This window comes from Streptomyces olindensis, assembly GCF_040645895.1.
In the GTDB taxonomy this organism is placed as follows: Bacteria; Actinomycetota; Actinomycetes; order Streptomycetales; family Streptomycetaceae; genus Streptomyces; species Streptomyces olindensis.
The window spans coordinates 40,739-60,728 of sequence record NZ_JBEYZD010000023.1 but is presented as its reverse complement, the minus strand read 5'-3'; the positions used below and the strand labels follow the sequence as shown (position 1 = coordinate 60,728).

The following is a 19,990-nucleotide window of genomic DNA, read 5'->3' as shown; positions in this document are numbered from 1 at the left end:
GGTCAGTCCTGGGCGCGCCCGGTCGTCACCCGGGCGATCATGAGGGCGACCAGGATGATCCCGCCGTAGATGGCCTGGATCCAGAACGACGGCACCTGCGCGAGGGTGAGCAGGTTCTGCACGACACCCAGGAGGAGTACACCGGTCAGGGCGCCGAACATGGTGCCCTTGCCGCCGTCGAGGGCGATGCCGCCGATCACGGCGGCCGCGAACACCGTGAAGATCATGTTCTGGCCCTGGTTGGCGCTGATCGCGCCGACGTAGCCGGTCTGCATGATGCCGCCGACCGCTGCGAGGACGCCCGCGACGACGAACACGCCGAGCATGACCCGCTCCACGCGGATGCCCGCCGCCCGGGCCGCGTCGGCGTTGCCGCCGATGGCGTACAGGGCGCGCCCGACCCGGTGGTACTTCAGGACCAGCCCGGCGACGGCGAAGGCCAGCGCGGCCAGCCACACCGACAGCGGCACGGTGAGGAAGGTGGTGGTCGCCAGGGAGTAGAAGCTGTCGGGCATGCCGAACAGCGTCTTGCCCTTGGTCGCTCCGACCAGCAGGCCGCGCAGCACGATCAGCATCGCGAGCGTCACGATGAACGCGTTGAGCTTGAACTTCACGACGAGGACGCCGTTGAAGGCGCCGACGGCGGCGCCTGCGACCAGGACGGCCAGGAGGGCCAGGGCGGCGGGGAGTTCGGTGCCCCAGCCGGACTGGGCGGCGGGCAGCACGAGCAGCGCGCCGACGGCGGGCGCGATGCCGACGACCGATTCGAGGGACAGGTCGAACTTGCCGGTGATCAGGACGAGCGACTCGGCGAGCACGACCATCGCGAGGGCGGCGGAGGCGCCGAGGATGGAGATCAGGTTGCGCTCGGTGAGGAACGAGTCGTTGACGAACGCGCCGAGCACCAGAAGCAGCAACAGGGCCGGTACGAGGGCGAGTTCGCGGGCCCGGCGCACCAGTACGGTCCTCGCCGCCCCGGTGTCGGGCACGCGAACCGGCTTCACCGGCGGGGCCTTGGTGTCAGCCATGGTCCACTCCTTCGATGGAGGCGATGAGCCCGTGGTCGCGCCAGCCCGCCCGGTGTTCGGCGACGACCCGGCCGTGGAAGAGGACGAGGACCCGGTCGCAGCGCCTGAGGTCGTCGAGTTCGTCGGAGACGACGAGCACGGCGGTGCCGTCCTCGCGGGCGCTGTCGACGCGGGCGAGCAGGGACTCCTTGGACTTCACGTCGACGCCCGCGGTCGGGTTGACGAGGACCAGCAGCCGCGGGTCGGAGGCGAGGGCGCGGGCCATGACGACCTTCTGCGCGTTGCCGCCGGACAGGTCGGAGACGGGCTGCTCGGGGCCCTCGGTGTGGATGTCGAGCCGTTCGATGAGGGCGGTGGCCACCGTGCGCTTGCGGTCGGCGCCGACGAAACCGAAGCGGCCGAGGCGTTCCAGGACGCTCAGCGTGGCGTTGTCGCCGATGGACATGCCGAAGACCAGGCCCTGTTCGTGCCGGTCGCGGGGCACGAAGCCGACACCGGCCGCGAGGGCCTCGCGGACGTCGCCGAAGGGCAGCGGCGCGCCGTCGAGCAGGGCCGTCCCGCTCGTCGGGGTGTGCAGTCCGGTGAACGTCTCGGCCAGCTCGATCTTGCCGCTGGCGCTGGATCCGGCGAGTCCGACGACCTCTCCCCTGCGGACGGTGAGGTCGACGTTCTCGTACGCCGTCGAGCCGAGTCCCCGGACGTCGAGGAGGACGGGGCCCGCCGCCTCGGCGGTCCGTCGCCGCTCGGCCTGTTCGGCGACGGTCTCCCCGGCCATGGCCTCCACCAGGGCCTGGCGCGGCAGGTCGGCGACCGGGGCGGTGGTGATCCAGCGGGCGTCGCGCAGGACCGTGACGGTCTGGCAGACCTCGTAGACCTCCTGGAGGTGGTGGGAGATGAACAGGAAGGTGACGCCGGAGTCCTGCAGCGCCCGCATGCGGGTGAACAGGCGCTCGATCTCGCGGTTGTCGAGCTGGGCGGTGGGTTCGTCCAGGACGATGAAGCGGGCACCGAAGCTCAGGGCCCGGGCGATCTCCACCATCTGCCGGTCCTCGACCTTGAGTTCGGCGGTGCGGGCGTCGGGGTCGACGCGCACGTCCCAGGTGTCGAGGAGCGCGGCGGCCTCCGCCTTCAGCCGGCGCCAGCTGATGAAGCCCCGTTGAAGAGGCTGCCGGTTGATGAACAGGTTCTCGGCGACGGTCAGTTCGGGGACGACCGTGGGGTGCTGGTAGACGCAGGCGACCTTGCGGCGCCAGGCGTCGCGGTCGGTGAGCGGGGGCGCGGGGTCGCCGTCGAAGCGGACGGTGCCCTCGTCGGGTGCCTGGAGTCCGGTGAGGATCCTGACCAGCGTCGACTTGCCGGCGCCGTTGCGGCCGACGAGGGCGTGGGACTCGCCCGGCAGGACGGTGAGCCGCCCGTCGGCGAGAGCGGTGGTGGGGCCGTATCGCTTGACGATGCCCCGCGCTTCAACCAGTGCGGTACTCATTCGACCGTGTTGCCCCAGAGCTTGGGGTCGTCGACGTTGTCCTTGGTCACCAGCGGCGCGGGCAGCTGGTCCTCCAGGATGCCGCTGGGCAGCTTGACGATCGTGGAGTCGTGGTCGGTCGGGCCGGGCTTGAACGTCTTCCCCTGCATCGCCGCCTTGATGTAGTACATGCCGTACTTGGCGTAGGCGTCGGCGGGCTGGGAGACGGTCGCGTCGATCTCGCCCTTGCGGATCGCGTCGAACTCCTGCGGGATGCCGTCGTTGGAGACGATCGTGATGTGGCCCGGCTGTCCGGCCTTCTTCAGCATGCCCTTGGACTTGAGTGTCTGGAGGGTGGGCGCCAGGTAGACGCCGCCCGCCTGCAGGTAGATGCCCTTGATGTCGGGGTTGGCGTTGAGGAGCGTGTCCAGTTTCGAGGCCGCGGTGTCGGACTCCCACTTGGCGGGGATCTCCAGGACCTTCAGCTTCGGGAAGTTCTTCTTCACGCAGGCGCGGAACGCCTCGGAGCGGTCCCGGCCGTTGACCGAGGCGAGGTCGCCCATGATCTGCACGACCTTGCCCGAGGTGATGTGCTCGCCGAGGTACTGGCAGGCCTTCTCGCCGTAGGCCACGTTGTTCGCCCGGACGACCATGGCCACCTTGCCCTTGTCGGGCGCCACGTCCACGGCGACCACCGGCACGCCCTTGCGCTCGGCCTGGTCGAGACCCGCCTCGATGGCGGCGCTGTCCAGCGGGGCGACGACCAGGCCCTCGACGCCCTGGTTGAGCTGGTTGTTGATGTCGGTGATCTGCTGCGAGGGGTCGCTGTTGGAGTTGACGGTCTTCATCGCGTCGACGCCCTCGGACTTCGCCATCTTCGGCACGTAGTCGTTGTACGACTGCCAGAACGGCGAGGTGAGCAGGGGCAGCACGACCCCCACCTTGCCCGTGCCGTCACCACCGCCGGCACCCGAGGCGCCGGTGTCCTTGGTGCTGCCGCATCCGGCGAGCACGAGACCGGCGCCGGCGGCCAGGGCCACCGCGCCGACGATCCGGGATTGCTTCCGCTTCCGCACTGTGCTTCCGGGCATCTCTGGGTGCTCCCATCGACCGGTGTTCCAGCAGATGCCCGCATACTTATCAGACCACTCCCCCGCCGGAACACCCCGCTACGCCATATTTCCGCGTCTCTGACGCATAGTGGTCCGACCACCTCGGTGGTTAGACTGCGCCGGAGCGCTGTGATCGGAGGACTGGCGTGGACGACGAGACGGCCCCGCAGAAGGGCACCGTGACGCAGCGCGCCATCGAGCGGATCAAGGCGATGATCGGCGAGGGCCGGCTGGAGCCGGGCCAGCGGCTGCCGACCGAGCGGGACCTGGCCGCGCAGTTGGGCATCTCCCGCAGTTCGATGCGGGAGGCGATCCGCGCGCTGACGGTGCTGGGCGTGCTGGAGGCCCGGCACGGGTCGGGCATCTACGTCACGCAGCTGGAGGCCGGCGACCTGCTGGAGACCTTCGGTGTCGTGGCGGACCTGTCACGCGGCCCGCGCCTGGTGGAGCTGCTGGAGATCCGGCGGATCCTGGAGTCGACGGCGACGGCGCTGGCCGCCGCGCGGATCACCCGTGACCAGCTGGCCGAGGTGGAGAAGCACCTGGCGGCGATGAACGCCACGGACGATCCGGAGGAGATCCTCGCCCACGACCTGGCCTTCCACCGCGTGATCGCGACGGCCGCGGGCAACGAGACGATGGCCGCGATCCTGGAGGGCCTGTCGTCGCGGACCTTCCGCGCCCGGGTCTGGCGCGGCTACCAGGAGGAGGGCGCCTTCGCCCGCACCCGCCGCGAACACGCGGCGATCCACCGCGCCCTGGCCGCCCACGACCCGGAGGCGGCCCGCGCGGCGGCGGCCGCGCACGTGGGCGAGGTGGAGGAGTGGCTGCGGGCACAGCTCGGGCCCTAGGACACGCCCAGGGCCCGGTGTGGGCCCCAGGACACGCCCAGGGCCCGGTGTGCCGCCGCTGCTTGAACCGGCCGGGCCGCTGCTCGAACCGGCCGTGCCGCTACTTGAACTGGCCGGGCCGGTAGTCGCCCGCCGGCTGCTGGAGGATGACGTTCAGCCGGTTCGCGGTGTTCATGAAGGCGATGAGGGTCACCAGCGCGACGAGCTGCTCCTCGTCGTAGTGCTTGACGGCCCGCTCCCACACCTCGTCCGGGACCCCGCCGGCCCCGTCCGCGATCCGGGTGCCCTGTTCGGCGAGTTCCAGGGCGGCGCGCTCGGCGTCGGTGAAGACCGTGGCCTCACGCCACCCCGCGACCAGGTGGAGGCGTACGGAGGACTCGCCCGCCGCCGCGGCCTCCTTGGTGTGCATGTCGATGCAGACCGCGCACCCGTTGATCTGGCTCACCCGCAGCGAGACCAGCTCCCGGGTGGCGGCCGGCAGGGCCGACTCCACGACCAGCCGTCCCACGGAGGTGAACTGCTTGACGAGCTTGCTCCCGCTCGGGGTGGCGAAGACGTCCAGACGCGCGCTCATGGTGAGCTCCTTCGTCGTTGTCGGTGCTTACGCCCTTATGAGCCGGCGGCCTCACCCGGATGTGACATGCACGGATGTGACCTGTGTCTCTCCCTCCGTTCGAACGGGGTCACAATGGACCGTATGCGGCCACGGGGTACCGCCGGTGCCGCCGCCGGACTGCTGCTGGCCGTCGCGCTCGGCTGCACCGGCGGCGGGGACGACGACGCGCCCGAGCCGTCCCCGGCACCGGCCCGGGCCACGAGCGAGAGCCCACGCGGCACGCCCTCCCCCACCCCCACCGCCGCCCCCGCCGACCCCGTCTCCCTCCCGGCCCTGATGCGGCGCGAGCACACCGGCTCCGACCTGCGCCTCGGCGCCGTGCTCGACCGCACCTCCGCCTACACCCGGTACGCCGTCACGTACGAGGCGAACGGCCTGACGATCTCGGGGATCATGAACATCCCCGAGGGCGAGGGCCCCTTCCCGGCGCTGGTGCTGGCGCACGGGTACATCGACCCGGACGTCTACGTCAGCGGCCAGGGCATGCCCCGCGAGCAGGACCGCCTGGCCCGCGGCGGCTACGTCGTCCTGCACACCGACTACCGCAACCACGCCCGCTCCGACGAGGACCCGGACAACGACGTCGACCTGCGCCTCGGCTACACCGAGGACGTCATCGGGGCCGCGCTGGCCCTGCGCGACTCCGGGCGGCCGGAGATCGACGGCGACCGCATCGGCCTGTTCGGCCGGTCCATGGGCGGCGGGGTCGTGTACAACACGCTGGTCGTGGCGCCCGGGCTGTTCGACGCGGCGGTCGCGTACGCGCCGGTGAGCGGACGGCCGGAAGAGAACATCGACCACTTCCAGCGGCCCGACGGCGACCCCCTCGTGGCCGAGATCGAGGAGAAGCACGGCACGCCCGGGGAGGACCCGGCCTTCTGGCGCGACGTCTCGCCCCTCACCTTCGCCGACCGGGCGACCGAGCCCCTGCTGATCCAGCACGGCACCGCCGACGACACCTGCCCCCTCGCCTGGTCACGCGAGGCCGCGGCCGCGTTCGAGGAGGCGGGCAAGGACGTCGAACTGCGCACCGTCCCCGGCGAGGGCCACACGTTCGGCCCCCGGTGGGCGTCCGAGATGGCCGCCACCGAGGCCTTCTTCGCCCGGCACCTGCGCTAGCGACTCACACCCGCGAGCGGTACAGCCCGAACTCCGCGATCCGCACGCCCCCGCGCGCCCCGGTCACCCGTACCCGCCAGCGGCGGGCCCGCAGGGCCTCCGGCAGCAGCAGGATCCGGCTCGCGCCGATGACCCCCGCCCGGGCCGCCTCGGTCCAGCGGCCGTCCCGGTACGCCTCCACGACGAAGCTCTCGACCTGCTGCCCGTACCGGATGTCCTCCGCCAGCCGCACCCGGTCCACCTCCCGCTCCCCGCCGAGGTCGACGGTGACCCCGCCCGGCGTCCGGCTCGTCCGGGCGCCGCGGGCGAGGTCCTCCGGCAGCTCCCGGTCGATCCGCTCGCGGAACTCCCGCAGCCGGGCCACGTCGGCGGCGGGCAGCAACCCGTCCGTGTCCGGCGGGACATTGAGCAGCAGCACGGAGTTCCGGCCGACGGAGCGGAAGTAGAGGTCCGTCAGCTGCTCGACGCTCTTGGGCCGCTGGTCGGGGTGGTAGAACCAGCCGTCCCGGATCGACACGTCGCACTCGGCGGGCCACCACTGCAGGAAGTCGGCCACGGGCCGGGCGGCGACCAGCGCGTCCCGGCTGCCCATGTCGGGGGCGTCGTAGGGCAGGGCGTAGTCGGTCCGCCCGTGGTCCCTCTCCCGGACGGGTACGACGCTCCACTCGTCCTCCCGGGCCAGGCCGCCCTCGTTGCCGACCCAGCGCACGTCCGGCCCGGTCACGGCGACGACGGCGTCCGGGGCGAGCTCCCGCACGAGGGCGTACCAGCTGTCCCAGTCGTACTTCTCGACCTTGTCCGGCGGGATGTGCCCCTGGGCCCCGTCGAACCACACCTCGTCGACCGGGCCGTACTCGGTGAGCACCTCGTAGAGCTGGTTGAGCATGTGGGCGCCGTAGTCGGTGGCCGGAAGGGTGTGGAAGCGGGGCGGTGTGCGGTCGTCGCCGGGGACGAGGGTGGGGATGGTCCGGTCGGTGCGGGCGCTGCCGTTGGCGTACACACCGTGCAGGTACTGGTTCTCGTCGGCGGGCGAGATGTAGACGCCGACCTTGATGCCGTGCCGTCGCATGGAGTCGGCGAACGCGCGCAGGACGTCGCCCCGGCCGTCGCGCCAGCTGCTCGACGCCACCGTGTGACGGGTGTAGCGGGAGGGGTGGAGGACGAAGCCGTCGTGGTGTTTGACCGTGAGGATGGCGAGTTCGAAGCCGCCGTCGCGCAGGGCGCGGGCCCACTGGTCGGTGTCGAGTCCGGCCGGCTGGAAGACGTCGGGGTCCTCGTCGCCGGTGCCCCACTCCAGGCCGGTGAAGGTGTTCACGCCGAAGTGCAGGAACGCGGTGCGCTCCAGGCGCTGCCAGGCGATCTGCCGTGCGGTGGGGCGCACCCGGGAGGCCTTGCGGAGCAGGTCCTCGGCGGTGTCGTCGGGGCTGACGGGGATGCGATGGTGGGGGTCCTCGGGAACCGCGCGTGCGGGTGCCGCCGGGCCGGCGGTCGCGGCGAGGGCGGAGGCCGAGGCGAGGAACACGCGTCGGGACACGGCCATGGCGATGACTCCTCAGGTCAGGTGCCAGACGGCGGGCGTGCGCTGGTCGGGCGGGTACTGCGCGAGCCGGCCGTCGTCCGTCACGCTGACGGTCATCCGCGTGATGGCGTTGACGAGCCGGTGTCCGCCGCCCGGGGCCGGGACCGGCTGCCAGCGCTGGAGGGTGTCGGCGGGGTCGCAGACCCCGGGCGTCACCTCGACGCCGGGCTGGAGGGGCACGTTGAGCGTGAGCCTCCCGCCGCGCACCTCCAGGCAGCCGTCCGCGGTGCGCAGCGTCACGTAGCCGTCGGGGGTGCGCCGGACGGCGGCGGTGAAGGAGGCGCCGGACGTCCGGAAGGTGTGGGTACCGTCCGCCACCTGCACGCGGGTCAGGTCCCGCCATCCGGGCGCGTGCCCCACCGCCGCACCGCGCGCGGTGAACCCGGCGTACGTGGCGTCGGGGCGCGGTTCGCCCCAGGTGGCCTGCGCGATGTGCCGCAGGGCGGGCCACAGGGCGACGGCGACCTCGTTCTCGGTCTCCCCGCGGCCGTTGTCGGGCCAGAGGCTGATCTTGGCGCCGGTGATGCCGTCGGCGGAGGAGAGTTTCTCGCCCTCGAAGCTGCGCGGGTCCCAGCTCTGGTCGTACAGCGCCTCGGTGTCGGTGTGGAAGCCGCCGCGGACGAGGTAGAGCGCGTAGGCCGCGTTCATCAAGGGGTGGCCCTGGGCGATGAGCCGGCTGGGCTCGACGGCCACGTCCAGCCAGTGCTCGACCGTCGTCCCGGCCGCCACCGGCACGGTGTTGGCGCCGGTGAGCCCGTCGTTCCAGATCCGCAGCCGCCTCCCCTGGGCGGCCGCGTGGGCGTGGACGCGGTTGACGAAGTCCACGAAGGCGTCCTGCGGTGTGGCGTCCGGGCCGTACCGTTCCCGCGCGTAGCGCAGCACCTGGGGGTACTTGGCGAAGTCGGAGCCGAGCATGTACTCGTCGGCGCCCATGTGCCACTGCCGCGCGGGGAAGACCCGGGCGTACTCGTCCATCAGGCTCGTGTAGTAGGCGAAGGCCTCGGGCCGGGTGATGTCCAGCCGTGACGGCTGCCTGGTGCCGTCGGCGTCGGTGAGCTGGAGGTCGGGCCGGTTCTCGATCCACGGGTCCATGTGGCCCGGGGAGTTGATCTCGGGAACGATCTCGACGTGGTACTTCTCGCCGAGGGCGACCAGCCGGCGGATCTCGTCCTTGGTGTAGTAGCCCCAGGTGTTCGCCTCGGGGTGGGCGTCGCTCTTCACCTTCAGTTCGAGGAGCAGCTGGTTCAGCTTGTGGTACGCCATCTCGCGCACCAGGTTCTCCAGCCAGGGCAGGGAGACGTGGATGTAGCAGGCGCAGACGCCGACGCCCCGTTCCCGGTAGCGGGGCACGTCGACGGTGCGTCCGGCGGGGACGCGGTCGCCCTGCGCGAGGAGTTGGAGCAGGGTGCGGGTGCCGTAGAAGGCTCCGGCCTCGGTGGCACCGGTCACCGACAGCCGCCGGCCGGCATGGAGTTCGTAGCCCTCGGGGCCGAGCGAGGTCCTGCCGGGCCTGATGTCGATGACGATGTCACCGGCCCGGGCTCCGCCCCCGACGACCGGGACCGTGCCGTGGCCCGCCGCGCGGAGGTCGGCCGCCAGGGTGCCGGCGACGCGGCGTGCGGCACCGGTCGCGGCCACGAGCCGGGTCTCCGGGCCGTAGGTGTAACCGCCGGGTTCCGGCGACCAGTCGGCGAGTGCGGGCACGGTGACCGGTGTCCGCGGCTCCTCCCGGGCGACCGCGGGTGCCGGGGTGACGAGCAGCGTCAGCGCCGCCAGGATCCCGGCCCACCGCACCCGTCGTCTTGTGCACTCGGTCATACGGCTCCCCAATCATCGGACGTCTGATGATTGAGCTGGCCGCTTCGGCTGTCAATGGGGCCTGCACGCACGGAAGTTGAAGCCGGTGATCGGAGGTCCTGGGGGCGCCAGGGGTGTAGCAGGGCGCATAAAACAGCCCGCTGCCTCGACGTGCGCCCCCGGCCGGTGCACAGTTCTCCCTACGTACTCGCCAGTAAGCCCGTCTCTCCCCTCCGAGGAGCCGCTGTGACCACCTGGGCCGGCCGCACCGCCGCCGAGATATCCGCCGCCGTCCGCGAGAAGCGGGTCACACCCCGGGAGGTGGTCGCCGAGCACCTCGCCCTGATCGAGCGGCTCGACGGCCGGGTGGGTGCCTTCCGCACCGTCCGCGCCGAGGCGGCGCTGGCCGAGGCCGACGAGGTGGCCGCCCGCGGCGGTCTGGACGGACTGCCGCTGGCCGGGGTGCCCGTGGCCGTCAAGGACAACCTCGCGGTGCGCGGCGAGTCCCGGCGCGTCGGCTCGGCCGCGACACCGGACACGCCCGCCACCCAGGACCATGTGACGGTGGCCCGGCTGCGCGCCGCGGGCGCGGTGGTGGTGGGTCTGACGCACGTGCCCGAACTGTGCGTCTTCGGTACGACGGACGGCGTGCTGGGCACCTCGCGCAACCCCTGGGACCCGGCGCGCTCGGCGGGCGGTTCGTCGGGCGGCAGCGCGGCCGCCGTCGCCGCCGGGATGGTGCCGATCGCCCTGGGCAACGACGGCATGGGCTCCCTGCGCATACCGGCCGCCAACTGCGGCCTGGTCACCATCAAGCCGGGGAGCAAAGTGGTCCCGGCGGGCGAGGGCAGCACCTGGTTCGGCATGGCGGAGCACGGCCCGCTCGCCACGACCGTCGAGGACGCCCGCCTGATGCTCGCGGTCCTCGCCGGCACCGTGCCCGCTCCCCGGTCCGAGCCGGGCACGCTCCGGGTCGCCGTGTCGCTGCGCAGTCCGCTGGCCGGCGTCACCATCAGCCGCCCGTACGCGACGGCGGCCCGCGAGGCGGCCGGGGCGCTGATGCGGGCGGGCCATCAGGTCCGCCGCGCCGACCCGCCCTACCCCCTGTCCCTCGCCACGACCTCGCTGACCCACTGGACCGCGGGCACGGCCGCGGACGCCCAGGGCCTCGACCCCCGCCTGCTGACGCGGCGCACCCGCGTCCACGCCCGGGTCGGCCGCCCCTTCCTGGCCGCGGTGAGCTCCGGGGGCGGCCGGGAACGGCTGCGGCGACGGCTGGAGCCGTTCTTCACGGAGTACGACGTGCTGCTCACGCCCGCGCTCGCCCGCCGCTCCCCCAAGGCCGGGCCCTGGCACGAGCGGGGCTGGCTGAGCAACGTACTGGCCAACACGAACTACTCACCGCTGACGCCCGCGTGGAACCTGACCGGCTGGCCCGCCATGGCCGTCCCCTGCGGAACCCTCCCCTCCGGCGCTCCCTGCTCCGTGCAACTGGTGGGACGCCCCGGCTCGGAGTCCCGACTGCTGGACGTGGCGGCCCAGTTGGAGGAGAGAAATCCGTGGCGGCGTACCGCGCCGGTGAACTAGAGTCGGCCGGGTGACTGCCGGGTCGGCCGTGGGCCATGCACGAGTGAGGCGCCCGGCCTCGGCGTGAGCACGGCGGGGGTGACCCCGCCCGGCCCCGCCCGAGTGCCGGAGCGGGCACGCGCCCCGCCTCCCGTCTCCGTTCCCTTCTTTTCCGCGCCCCGCGGCGCGTTCTCACCGACCAGTGAACCGGAGACGAACAAACCCCATGTCCCACACACAGCACACCCCTGCCCTGCCGGCCACCGTCGCCCACCTCGACCACACCGCCGTGTACGCCTCGGACCGCCGGCTCTCGGCCGAGTTCCTGGCGGCGGTGCTGGGCCTGGAGGTCGGTGCCCCCTTCGGGCCGTTCCTGCCCGTCGACCTGGGCAACGGCGTGACCCTCGACTACTACGAGAAGACGGACGAGCCGATCCAGCCGCAGCACTACGCGTTCCTCGTGCCCGAGCAGCAGTTCGACGCGATGGTCAGCCGCCTGGAGAAGCTCGGGGTGACGTACTACGCCGACCCGAGCCACACAGAGCCGGGCCGGGTCAACGACCTGTTCGGTGGTCGCGGTGCCTACTTCGACGACCCGGACGGCCACAACATGGAGATCATGACCCGGCCGTACGTCCGGCCCTGACGGCCCGTTCCGGGACCGTCCGGGACATGACCCAGTGATGCTTGCCGAGGCGCCGGACCCGCTCGAAGCCCCGGCCCTCGAACAGCGTCACCGTGCCGGTGAACAGGAACGACGCCGAGACCTTCCGGCCCTCGGTGTCCTCGGGGTAGCCCTCCACGGATCCGCCGCCGAGCCGCGCGATCTCCTGGAGGGCGCCTTCGAGGGCCGCGGCGGCGACTCCCCGACCGCGGTGGGCGCGATCGACGAAGAAGCAGGTGACGCGCCAGTCCGGGAGGGCGTCGAGGTCCTTCTCGTAGGCGCGCCGGTGTTTGATGCGGGGCAGTTCGGCGGGCGGCCCGAACTGGCTCCAGCCGACGCAGTCCGGGCCGTCGTAGACGAGGGCGGCGTGCGCGTGGCCCTCGCGGACGCGGGTCTCCTTCTCGGAGCGGTTCTGCTCCGGGTCCCGGTCGCGGCTCAGGCCCTCGGGATGGAAGGCCATGCACCAGCAGCCGCCCCACACGCCCTTGTGCCGCTCGACCAGAGCGGCGAAGTCCGGCCAGGTGGCCGCAGCGAGAGGTCTCACCCGAAGACCGGTCATGGGCTCCTCCGATGGTCCACAGCGCCCGGTGGATGGTCTACGGCGCTCGGTAGTTGGGCTACAGCGCCCGGTAGACGGTCTACAGCGCCCGGTACATGATGTGCAGCCCCACCCGGCCGTGCCGAGGGTGATCGAAGGCGTCCGGGACGGTGCCGAGGACGGTGAAGCCCAGGGAGGTCCACAGTTTCACGGCCGGGTTGGTCTCGACGACCGCGTTGAACACCATGCCGCGGTAGCCGGCCGCCCGGGCCTCGGTCAGCAGGTGTTCGGCGAGGGCGCGGCCGTGGCCCCGGCCGCCCTGGTCCGGGTCGACCATGAAGCCCGCGTTGGCGATCCGGGCGGCGGGCCCGCCGTAGTTGGGGGTGAGGTAGGCGGAGGCGACGACGGTTCCGCCGTCGTCCTCGACGACGTAGACGCGTTTCGCGGGGTTCATCCACAGGACCCGGGCCTCCTCCTCGGAGGTACCCGGGTCCCAGGCGTAGGTCTCGCCGGCGGCGACGATGCGGTGCCAGAACGGCCAGATGCGCGGCCAGTCGTCCGCCGTTGCTTCCCTGATCAGCATGGATGCGAGTGTGGCACGGCCGTGCGGTCGGTGATCGCGGAGGGGGTGCGCCCGCCGTCAGTCGACGCTGGGCAGGATGTGGGGCTCTGCGAGGTCGTCCTCGTAGCCCGCGAGGCGGATCGGGGCCGAACGGGCCCACACGTCAAGGCTGCCGAGCTCGTCGGCCCGTCGGCCGGCGCGCTCGCCGCGTTCCTTGGGGCGCTGATCGCGATTCGTCTTCTCCGGTGTCACCGCGCACTCCTTATGTGTCGGTCACCCTCGGGACGTCCGCGCCGGTCCTGCTGCGCCTGACGCCCGCTCGGGCTCTGATGTCAAATGCAGTTCGGACGCGGTGGCGCCGGTCGACTCACGGGAGAGCAGGCCGTGGTGAACCGGCTTGTCCCATGACGGACCGTGGGTGTGGGTAGGACCCCGTGCTGCTGTCCGTCCGCTCCAGATTAACCAAATGAGCGGGCCCCCGCTCGATGGGGCTGAAAACAGACGGTAACGATCGCGCGTCATCCCGCGTTCAGCACGCGTTTCCGTACCGTTTTGTCCGCGCGAGGGCGTTGTGCGGATCGCCCGTTCGGCGTAGGCCGGTGACGACGGTTTCGAGCCGACCGGTCCCTACCACTTCCCCGGCGCGTAGTCCTTGAGGAAGACCCCGTAGAGGTCCTCCCCCGCCTCGCCCCGCACGATCGGGTCGTACACCCGGGCAGCGCCGTCGACGAGGTCGAGCGGCGCGTGGAACCCGGCCTCGGCGAGCCGCAACTTGTCGTAGTGGGGCCGCTCGTCCGTGATCCACCCGGTGTCGACCGAGGTCATCAGGATGCCGTCGGTCTGGAACATCTCCTGGGCGCTGGTCCGCGTGACCATGTTCATCGCGGCCTTCGCGGCGTTGGTGTTCGGATGCCCCGCACCCTTGTAGCCGCGGCCGAAGACCCCCTCCATCGCCGACACGTTGACGACGTACGCGCGGCCGCTCGCCGCCTTCTTCGCCGCCTCGGCCATCGCCGGACGCAGCTTGCTGATCAGGATGAACGGCGCCGTGTAGTTGCACAGCTGGGTCTCCAGCAGCTCCACCGGGGAGATCTGCTCGATGGTCTGCACCCAGGTGTTGGTGTCGACGACGTCGGGGACGAGACCGCCCGCGTCGATCGCCGTGCCGTCGAGGTGCCGTTCGACGCTGGCGTTGCCGGCGACCAGGGCGAGGTCGGCGACCTTCTGCGCGTCGAGGCCGCTGCTGCCGAGCGGCAGCGCGGCGAGGCCGTCGACCGCGCCGGAGTTGAACGCGCCGATGACGTGGTGGGCGGGCAGCTCCCCGGCGGGCAGCGGCGCGCTCTCCCCCTCGACCAGGGCGGCGTAGGCGGACGGCAGCCGGCGCACGGTCTGGGTCGCGTTGTTGACGAGGATGTCGAGCGGGCCCGCCTCGGCGACCTGTTCCGCGAGGGCCACGGCCTGCGCCGGGTCGCGCAGGTCGATGCCGACGACCTCCAGGCGGTGCATCCAGTCGCCGGAGTCGTCCATCGCCTTGAAGCGGCGGATGGCGTCCTTCGGGAAGCGGGTGGTGATCGTGGTGTGGGCGCCGTCGCGCAGCAGCCGCAGCGCGATGTACATGCCGATCTTGGCGCGGCCGCCGGTGAGCAGGGCGCGTTTGCCGGTGAGGTCGGCGCGGACGTCGCGCTTCTCGCGGTTGACGCGGGCGCAGTCCGGACAGAGCTGGTGGTAGAAGTAGTCGACTTCCACGTACCGGGTCTTGCAGGTGTAGCAGGAGCGCGGGCGCTGGAGTATCCCCGCGATCCGGCCCTCCTCGGTGCGCGAGGAGGGCAGCAGGCCCTCGGTCTCGTCGTCGATGCGCTGGGCGGAGCCGGTCGCCGTGGCCTCCGTGACCGCCTTGTCGTGGGCGGTCTTGGCGGCCCGGCGCTCCTGGCGACGGCGCTGCTTGACCGTGCGGTAGATGCCGGCGGTGGCCCGGCGCACCGCGATGGCGTCCGGGTGGTCGACCTCCAGCTTGTCGAGCTCCTCGAGCACGCTGAGGCAGACGGCCAGGCGCTCGGGGTCGATGCCCGGTCCGTACGAGAGCCCGCTCGCCTCGTCCATGGCCTGCGGGCCGTCCTCTGTCACCGTCATCGCCGCTGTCGTTCCCTGCTCTGCCGTCGCGGCGCGCCCGTCGCGCCCGCTGTCGAACGGCGGATTTTACTTCAGCGCCGGGCCGCACCGCCAAACTCGCGCCGATCAGGACCGGCAGGCCTTGATCAGCGTCGCCACCTCCTTGGAGACGGCGGTCGCGAACAGGTCGAGGTCCGGGACCGCCTCGCCGTCGGCCACGAGGCCGTAGTGGACGGCGCCGCGATAGGTGGAGACGGCGACCGCCAGGGAGTGGCCCGGGGCCAGCGGGGCGAGGGGGAAGACGGCGGTGAGGGGGTGGCCGCCGAGCTTCAGGCCGAGGCTGGGCAGGGGCACGCTGGTCACGAGGATGTCGAACCAGAGCCGGGCCGCCTGGCCGACCAGGGGACCGCCGAGCCGGTGGGCGAGGGCGGGGACGTGGTCGGCGAGCAGCGCCACGGCGCCGGCGCCCCGGTTGGGGCCGGCGTCCTTGTTGCGGTCCATGGCGGTGCGGACCGAGGCGAGGCGGGCCAGCGGGTCGGGGTCGTCGACCGGAAGCCGTATCAGGTACCCGGAGAGCCGGTTGCCCTGCGGGTAGGCGGTGCGCGGGCGGCGCTTGGAGACCGGGATCAGGGCGCGGGGGGCGACGCCCTCGCTGCCGTCGCCGCGCTCGTCGAGCCAGCGGCGCAGGGCGCCGGCGACGACCGCGATGAGGACGTCGTTGACGGTGCCGCCGACGGTCTTGCGGATCCGGTGCACGTCGTCGAGGTCGAGCACCACCCCGGCGGTGCGGCGGGTGCCGCTCGGCTCGCAGGCGAGGGCGGGGGTGGAGCGCACGTCCAGTGAGGAGCGGGCGACGGAGGCGCCGATGTCCAGGGCGCGGCCGACGTCCGACAGGGCGCCGCGCATGAGGCCGGGCAGGTCGCGTACGTCCGGCAGCAGTGCGCGCGGGGGCTCCGCGGGGCGGGGCCGGGGTGCGGGCATGTCCATCGGGTCCATGACGCCAGCGGCGAGCGTCAGCGCCCGCAGCCCGTCGGCGAGGGCGTGGTGGAACTTGAACAGCACCGCGAAGCAGACGCCGTCCTCCCCCGGCAGCACATGGGCCTCCCAGGGCGGCCGGCCGCGCTCCAGCGGACGCCCCATGAGCCGGCCGGCCTCCGCGTGGAAGTCGGCGGTCGGCGCGTGCAGCCGCACGTGGTGCAGGGGGTCGAAGCCCGGGTCCGGCTCGCGGGCCGCGCCGCCGAAGGCGAGCGGGCGGCGCAGGGCGGAGGGCAGCGGCTGCCACACGTCGCGGATCCGCATCCGCAGTCCGGGCACGCCGGCGGCGCGGGCGGCGAGCAGGTCCGCCGCGTGGGCGCCCGCGGCGGGCGAGTGCGCGGAGAAGATCCCGAGCGCGCCGAGGTGCATCGGGTGGTCGGCGGACTCGATGTTCCAGAACGCCAGGTCGAGAGGAGCGAGCAGGTCAGCAGTCAAGGGCTTGCCTCGCGTCGACGACGGGTGGGCCAGCAGTCAATCGCCCCCAGCCGATTACGGTCAAGTACGATCAGGCTACGCACAGTTAACAGCGGATTAAGTCCCACTCTTGAGTCCCGCGCCGGTGAAAGGGGCGGGACTCATGGTGCGTGTGCGGTCAGTCCAGCACAGGTCGCGGCGCCGGGCACCCCGTGGGAGTCACCCGGGAGGCGTCATGGGCCTGCGGGGCGTCGGCGGCCGCCCGCGCCGCGTCAGGTGACCCGCTGGCCGCGTCAGGTGACCCGCTGGCCCTTCCCGAGGGCGATGACCCCGCCCTTGGACACCGTGTACAGCTCCGCGTCGCGCTCCGGGTTGACGCCGATCGTGGCGCCCGGCGGCACCTCGACGTTCTTGTCGAGGACGGCGCCGCGCACCACCGCGCCCCGCCCGATGTGCACGTTGTCGTGGAGCACCGAGCCCTGCACCACGGCCCCCGGGTCGACCACCACGCCCGGCGACAGCACGGACCGGGTGACCTGCCCGCGGACCAGGCAGCCCGCGCTGATGATGGACTCGCTGGCGATGCCGCCGGCGTTGAAGCGGGCCGGCGAGAGCTGGTACGAGTGCGTGTAGATCGGCCAGCTGCGGTTGTACAGGTTGAAGGCGGGGCGCTCGGCGATCAGGTCCATGTGGGCCTCGTAGTAGGCGTCCAGCGTCCCGACGTCCCGCCAGTAGCCCTGGTCGCGGGTGGTCTCGCCGGGCACGTGGTTGGCGCTGAAGTCGTACAGCGCCGCCTCGCCCCGGTCGGTCAGCTGGGGCAGGATCGAGCCGCCCATGTCGTGCACGGAGGACTCGTCCTCCGCGTCCCGCTTCAGCGCCTCGATGAGGGCCTTGGTGGTGAAGATGTAGTTGCCCATCGAGGCGAAGACGCAACTGGGGTCGTCGGCGAGCCCCGGCGGGTCGGCCGGCTTCTCCAGGAAGCGCTCCACCGTCTGGCCGTCCGAGCCCGGTGTGATCACCCCGAACGACGAGGACTCGGTGCGCGGCACCCGGATCCCGGCGACCGTCACGCCCGCGCCGCTGTCGATGTGCTGAGCGAGCATCTGGCGCGGGTCCATGCGGTACACGTGGTCGGCGCCGAAGACGGCGACGTACTCGGGCTGCTCGTCGTAGACGAGGTTCAGCGACTGCAGGATCGCGTCGGCGCTGCCCAGGTACCAGCGGGGGCCGAGACGCTGCTGGGCGGGCACGGGTGTCACGTAGTTGCCCAGCAGGTTGGACATCCGCCAGGTGGTCGTGATGTGTCGGTCCAGCGAGTGCGACTTGTACTGCGTCAGGACGCAGATGCGCAGGATGTCGCCGTTGACGAGGTTGGACAGGACGAAGTCGACCAGGCGGTACGTGCCGCCGAAGGTCACCGCCGGTTTGGCTCGGTCCGCGGTCAGGGGCATCAGCCGCTTGCCCTCGCCGCCCGCCAGCACGATCCCCAGGACCGAAGGACCACCACCACGCATGGCCGCTCCCCTCACGCCGATTTCCCGATGCCTGCCCCTGAGCAGCACGCACTAAGCCTGTTTGACGATCTCCTCGTAGAGCCGGACCGTGCGGCGGGCCACCGCGTCCCAGCCGAACTCGCCGACCGCGCGTTCCCGCCCGGCCTCGCCCATCCGCCGGGCGGCCGCCGGGTCGCCCAGGACGGCGTCCATGGCCCGGGCGAGCCCCGCCTCGAAGCCGTCGCCGGGCGGGACGAGCAGCCCGGTCGTGCCGTCGTCCACCACCTCGGGGATGCCGCCGACCGCCGAGGCCACCACGGGCGTGCCGCAGGCCATCGCCTCCAGGTTCACGATGCCGAGCGGCTCGTACACCGACGGGCAGACGAACAGCGCGGCGTGCGTCAGGAGCTGGATCACCTCCGGACGCGGCAGCATCTTCGGGATCCAGTGCACGCCGTCGCGGACCGCGCTCAGCTCCGCGAACAGCTCGCGGAACTCCCGGTCGATCTCCGGCGTGTCGGGGGCGCCCGCGCACAGCACGACCTGCGCGGCCGGGTCGATGTCCCGCACCGCGCGCAGCAGGTGGGGCACGCCCTTCTGCCGGGTGATCCGCCCGACGAACAGCACGTACGGGCGGGAGCGGTCCAGGCCGATCCGGTCCAGGGCGTCCGTGCCGTGGTCGGGCCGGTACAGGCTCGTGTCGATGCCGTTGTGCACGACGTGGACCTTCTCCGGGTCCAGCGCCGGGTAGCAGCCGAGGATGTCCTCCCGCATGGCTCCGGACACGGCGATCACCGCGTCGGCGGCCTCGATCGCGGTGCGCTCGGCCCAGCTGGACAGCTCGTAGCCGCCGCCGAGCTGCTCGGCCTTCCAGGGGCGCAGCGGCTCCAGGGAGTGCGCGGTCATCACGTGCGGGATGCCGTACAGCAGCTTGGCGAGATGGCCGCCGAGGTTGGCGTACCAGGTGTGGGAGTGGACCAGCTCGCGGCCCTGCAGGGCGGCGGCCATCGCGAGGTCGACGGAGAAGGTGCGCAGCGCGTCGTTGGACCCGTCGAGCGCGGACCAGGGGCGGTGGCGCAGCACGCCGTCGGCGCGGCCCTCGCCCCAGCAGTGCACGTCCAGGTCGACCAGGGGTCTCAGCTCCCGGGCGAGGAACTCCACGTGGACACCTGCGCCGCCGTACACGTCCGGCGGGTACTCCCGGGTCAGCAGTCCGACGCGCACCCGCAACTCCCTGCTCTCAGCGGCCGTTCCCTTTCATGGTCACCCAGATGTGGCGCGTGGGGAAGAGCGGGGCGGCCTCGGGAAACAACAGTCGCCGCAGACGCCCCCGCCGGGCACCCGGTAGTACAGGCAGCAGCTGCGGCGCCGGAAGGCCGTGCCGGTGAGGGTTCCGGCGCCGTCGAGCAGCGGGTGCGCGAGGAGTTCCGCGGCCAGGGAGCGGGCCCGGGCGGCGGCGTCCGTACGGCCCTGCCCGCGCGCCCAGCGGTCGAACTCCCGGGCGGCGCCCGCCAGCGCGGAGGCGGCGTTGCCCCGCAGCAGGCCCGGGGCGAGGCGGTGGTGGGCGCGCAGGGCGGCCGAGAGGGGTTCGAGGTGGCCGTGCAGGACGGTGTCCGCGAGGGTCGGCGCGTCCCCGGGCAGCGGCCGTACGTCGGACAGCCACAGGTCGTCGGGGGCGCTGCCGTCGGCGTCCCAGTGCAGCAGCCGGGCGTCGAGGTCGGGGATGCCGCCGTACAGCGCGGCGCAGCCGAGCGTCACCGACCAGAGCCGGGCCGCGAGCCCCTGGTGGGTCACGGACGCGGCGACCCGCAACTCCGGGGCGCGCAGGGCGTTCGCGACCTTGTGGACCCGGAAAATCAGGGGATTTCCCGCTACATCCGGTGACCGCTCGGCGTAGGCCTGTGCGAGAGTGGGAAGAGGCCCGGCCGCGGCTCCCTCCGTGCGCAGCACGAAGAAGCCGCCCAGCGGGCGGAGCGCGGCGAGGCCGGGGTCGAGGTCCACGAAGAGCAGTAGTACCAAGGCCCCTAAGGGATGCGACCCGGTGA

General features: G+C 72.5%; 18 protein-coding genes. 4 read left to right on the top strand and 14 right to left on the bottom strand.

Annotated features, from left to right (window positions below; all coding sequences use genetic code 11):
* Window positions 1-2 precede the first annotated feature (2 nt).
* From ABZ948_RS17275 to ABZ948_RS17265, 3 genes are read right to left on the bottom strand one after another with little or no spacing between them, the layout of a single operon-like run.
* Window positions 3-1,028: an ABC transporter permease gene (locus tag ABZ948_RS17275; RefSeq protein WP_359760363.1), complete on the bottom strand. Its 1,026-nt coding sequence runs from the start codon at window positions 1,026-1,028 to the stop codon at window positions 3-5.
* Entirely contained in the window at window positions 1,021-2,511 is a 1,491-nt protein-coding gene (locus tag ABZ948_RS17270) for a sugar ABC transporter ATP-binding protein (RefSeq protein ID WP_359760361.1), read from the bottom strand. Before ABZ948_RS17270 ends, ABZ948_RS17275 begins: the two co-directional genes overlap by 8 nt.
* Window positions 2,508-3,581 carry a sugar ABC transporter substrate-binding protein gene (locus ABZ948_RS17265; protein WP_359760359.1) on the bottom strand — a complete coding sequence of 358 codons (1,074 nt, stop codon included), beginning with the start codon at window positions 3,579-3,581 and terminating at the stop codon, window positions 2,508-2,510. The genes ABZ948_RS17270 and ABZ948_RS17265 overlap by 4 nt, the downstream gene beginning before the upstream one ends.
* A 167-nt stretch (window positions 3,582-3,748) precedes the next feature.
* On the opposite strand from ABZ948_RS17265, the gene ABZ948_RS17260 reads away from it, so the two are divergent.
* Complete coding sequence (locus tag ABZ948_RS17260; protein ID WP_359760357.1) at window positions 3,749-4,453, top strand: FadR/GntR family transcriptional regulator; 705 nt, start codon at window positions 3,749-3,751, stop codon at window positions 4,451-4,453.
* Window positions 4,454-4,553: 100 nt separating this feature from the next.
* Here ABZ948_RS17260 and ABZ948_RS17255 read toward each other — a convergent pair whose 3' ends face one another.
* On the bottom strand, window positions 4,554-5,027 hold the full coding sequence (locus tag ABZ948_RS17255) for a carboxymuconolactone decarboxylase family protein (protein ID WP_359760356.1): 474 nt from the start codon (window positions 5,025-5,027) through the stop codon (window positions 4,554-4,556).
* 123 nt (window positions 5,028-5,150) lie between these two features.
* Between ABZ948_RS17255 and ABZ948_RS17250 the strand changes: the two genes are divergently transcribed.
* The gene (locus ABZ948_RS17250; protein ID WP_359760354.1) at window positions 5,151-6,188 is read left to right on the top strand and encodes an alpha/beta hydrolase family protein; all 1,038 of its coding nucleotides are present in this window, start codon (window positions 5,151-5,153) and stop codon (window positions 6,186-6,188) included.
* Between the two features lie 4 nt (window positions 6,189-6,192).
* Here ABZ948_RS17250 and ABZ948_RS17245 read toward each other — a convergent pair whose 3' ends face one another.
* Together ABZ948_RS17245 and ABZ948_RS17240 are read right to left on the bottom strand one after the other, a co-directional pair.
* Window positions 6,193-7,728 (bottom strand): alpha-L-fucosidase, encoded by a 1,536-nt coding sequence (locus ABZ948_RS17245; protein ID WP_359760352.1) that lies wholly within the window; start codon window positions 7,726-7,728, stop codon window positions 6,193-6,195.
* Between the two features lie 12 nt (window positions 7,729-7,740).
* A complete protein-coding gene (locus tag ABZ948_RS17240) occupies window positions 7,741-9,585 on the bottom strand; it encodes a glycoside hydrolase family 20 protein (RefSeq protein ID WP_359760350.1) in 1,845 nt (614 codons plus the stop codon).
* A 225-nt stretch (window positions 9,586-9,810) separates the two neighbouring features.
* On the opposite strand from ABZ948_RS17240, the gene ABZ948_RS17235 reads away from it, so the two are divergent.
* Both ABZ948_RS17235 and ABZ948_RS17230 read left to right on the top strand, forming a co-directional pair.
* Window positions 9,811-11,151 carry an amidase gene (locus ABZ948_RS17235; protein WP_359760349.1) on the top strand — a complete coding sequence of 447 codons (1,341 nt, stop codon included), beginning with the start codon at window positions 9,811-9,813 and terminating at the stop codon, window positions 11,149-11,151.
* A 205-nt stretch (window positions 11,152-11,356) separates the two neighbouring features.
* Entirely contained in the window at window positions 11,357-11,776 is a 420-nt protein-coding gene (locus tag ABZ948_RS17230; RefSeq protein WP_359760347.1) for a VOC family protein, read from the top strand.
* Here ABZ948_RS17230 and ABZ948_RS17225 read toward each other — a convergent pair.
* The 8 genes from ABZ948_RS17225 to ABZ948_RS17190 all read right to left on the bottom strand — a co-directional run bounded on the left by ABZ948_RS17225 (window position 11,748) and on the right by ABZ948_RS17190 (window position 19,946).
* Window positions 11,748-12,353 (bottom strand): GNAT family N-acetyltransferase, encoded by a 606-nt coding sequence (locus ABZ948_RS17225; protein WP_359760345.1) that lies wholly within the window; start codon window positions 12,351-12,353, stop codon window positions 11,748-11,750. The genes ABZ948_RS17230 and ABZ948_RS17225 overlap by 29 nt on opposite strands.
* 79 nt (window positions 12,354-12,432) lie before the next feature.
* Window positions 12,433-12,915, bottom strand: coding sequence for a GNAT family N-acetyltransferase (locus ABZ948_RS17220; protein ID WP_359760343.1), 483 nt, complete (start codon window positions 12,913-12,915; stop codon window positions 12,433-12,435).
* A gap of 57 nt (window positions 12,916-12,972) precedes the next feature.
* Window positions 12,973-13,146 (bottom strand): hypothetical protein, encoded by a 174-nt coding sequence (locus ABZ948_RS17215; RefSeq protein ID WP_167526749.1) that lies wholly within the window; start codon window positions 13,144-13,146, stop codon window positions 12,973-12,975.
* Between the two features lie 375 nt (window positions 13,147-13,521).
* Window positions 13,522-15,024, bottom strand: coding sequence for an SDR family NAD(P)-dependent oxidoreductase (locus ABZ948_RS17210; protein ID WP_359760340.1), 1,503 nt, complete (start codon window positions 15,022-15,024; stop codon window positions 13,522-13,524).
* Between the two features lie 105 nt (window positions 15,025-15,129).
* On the bottom strand, window positions 15,130-16,473 hold the full coding sequence (locus tag ABZ948_RS17205; RefSeq protein WP_359760338.1) for a wax ester/triacylglycerol synthase family O-acyltransferase: 1,344 nt from the start codon (window positions 16,471-16,473) through the stop codon (window positions 15,130-15,132).
* Window positions 16,474-16,745: 272 nt separating this feature from the next.
* The gene (gene glgC / locus ABZ948_RS17200; protein ID WP_359760336.1) at window positions 16,746-17,966 is read right to left on the bottom strand and encodes a glucose-1-phosphate adenylyltransferase; all 1,221 of its coding nucleotides are present in this window, start codon (window positions 17,964-17,966) and stop codon (window positions 16,746-16,748) included.
* A gap of 51 nt (window positions 17,967-18,017) precedes the next feature.
* Window positions 18,018-19,169 (bottom strand): glycogen synthase, encoded by a 1,152-nt coding sequence (glgA, locus tag ABZ948_RS17195; protein ID WP_359760334.1) that lies wholly within the window; start codon window positions 19,167-19,169, stop codon window positions 18,018-18,020.
* A 39-nt stretch (window positions 19,170-19,208) separates the two neighbouring features.
* Window positions 19,209-19,946: a (2Fe-2S)-binding protein gene (locus tag ABZ948_RS17190; protein ID WP_359760333.1), complete on the bottom strand. Its 738-nt coding sequence runs from the start codon at window positions 19,944-19,946 to the stop codon at window positions 19,209-19,211.
* Between the last annotated feature and the right edge of the window lie 44 nt (window positions 19,947-19,990).

What these genes read in the sequence shown, in the direction of transcription:
- ABZ948_RS17255 (WP_359760356.1), bottom strand. Translation starts at nt 5,027, where the DNA reads ATGAGCGCGCGTCTGGACGTCTTCGCCACCCCGAGCGGGAGCAAGCTC.
- ABZ948_RS17240 (WP_359760350.1), bottom strand. Translation starts at nt 9,585, where the DNA reads ATGACCGAGTGCACAAGACGACGGGTGCGGTGGGCCGGGATCCTGGCG.
- glgC (WP_359760336.1), bottom strand. Translation starts at nt 17,966, where the DNA reads ATGCGTGGTGGTGGTCCTTCGGTCCTGGGGATCGTGCTGGCGGGCGGC.
- ABZ948_RS17210 (WP_359760340.1), bottom strand. Translation starts at nt 15,024, where the DNA reads ATGACGGTGACAGAGGACGGCCCGCAGGCCATGGACGAGGCGAGCGGG.
- ABZ948_RS17270 (WP_359760361.1), bottom strand. Translation starts at nt 2,511, where the DNA reads ATGAGTACCGCACTGGTTGAAGCGCGGGGCATCGTCAAGCGATACGGC.
- ABZ948_RS17250 (WP_359760354.1), top strand. Translation starts at nt 5,151, where the DNA reads ATGCGGCCACGGGGTACCGCCGGTGCCGCCGCCGGACTGCTGCTGGCC.
- ABZ948_RS17245 (WP_359760352.1), bottom strand. Translation starts at nt 7,728, where the DNA reads ATGGCCGTGTCCCGACGCGTGTTCCTCGCCTCGGCCTCCGCCCTCGCC.
- ABZ948_RS17265 (WP_359760359.1), bottom strand. Translation starts at nt 3,581, where the DNA reads ATGCCCGGAAGCACAGTGCGGAAGCGGAAGCAATCCCGGATCGTCGGC.
- ABZ948_RS17275 (WP_359760363.1), bottom strand. Translation starts at nt 1,028, where the DNA reads ATGGCTGACACCAAGGCCCCGCCGGTGAAGCCGGTTCGCGTGCCCGAC.
- ABZ948_RS17225 (WP_359760345.1), bottom strand. Translation starts at nt 12,353, where the DNA reads ATGACCGGTCTTCGGGTGAGACCTCTCGCTGCGGCCACCTGGCCGGAC.
- ABZ948_RS17220 (WP_359760343.1), bottom strand. Translation starts at nt 12,915, where the DNA reads ATGCTGATCAGGGAAGCAACGGCGGACGACTGGCCGCGCATCTGGCCG.
- ABZ948_RS17230 (WP_359760347.1), top strand. Translation starts at nt 11,357, where the DNA reads ATGTCCCACACACAGCACACCCCTGCCCTGCCGGCCACCGTCGCCCAC.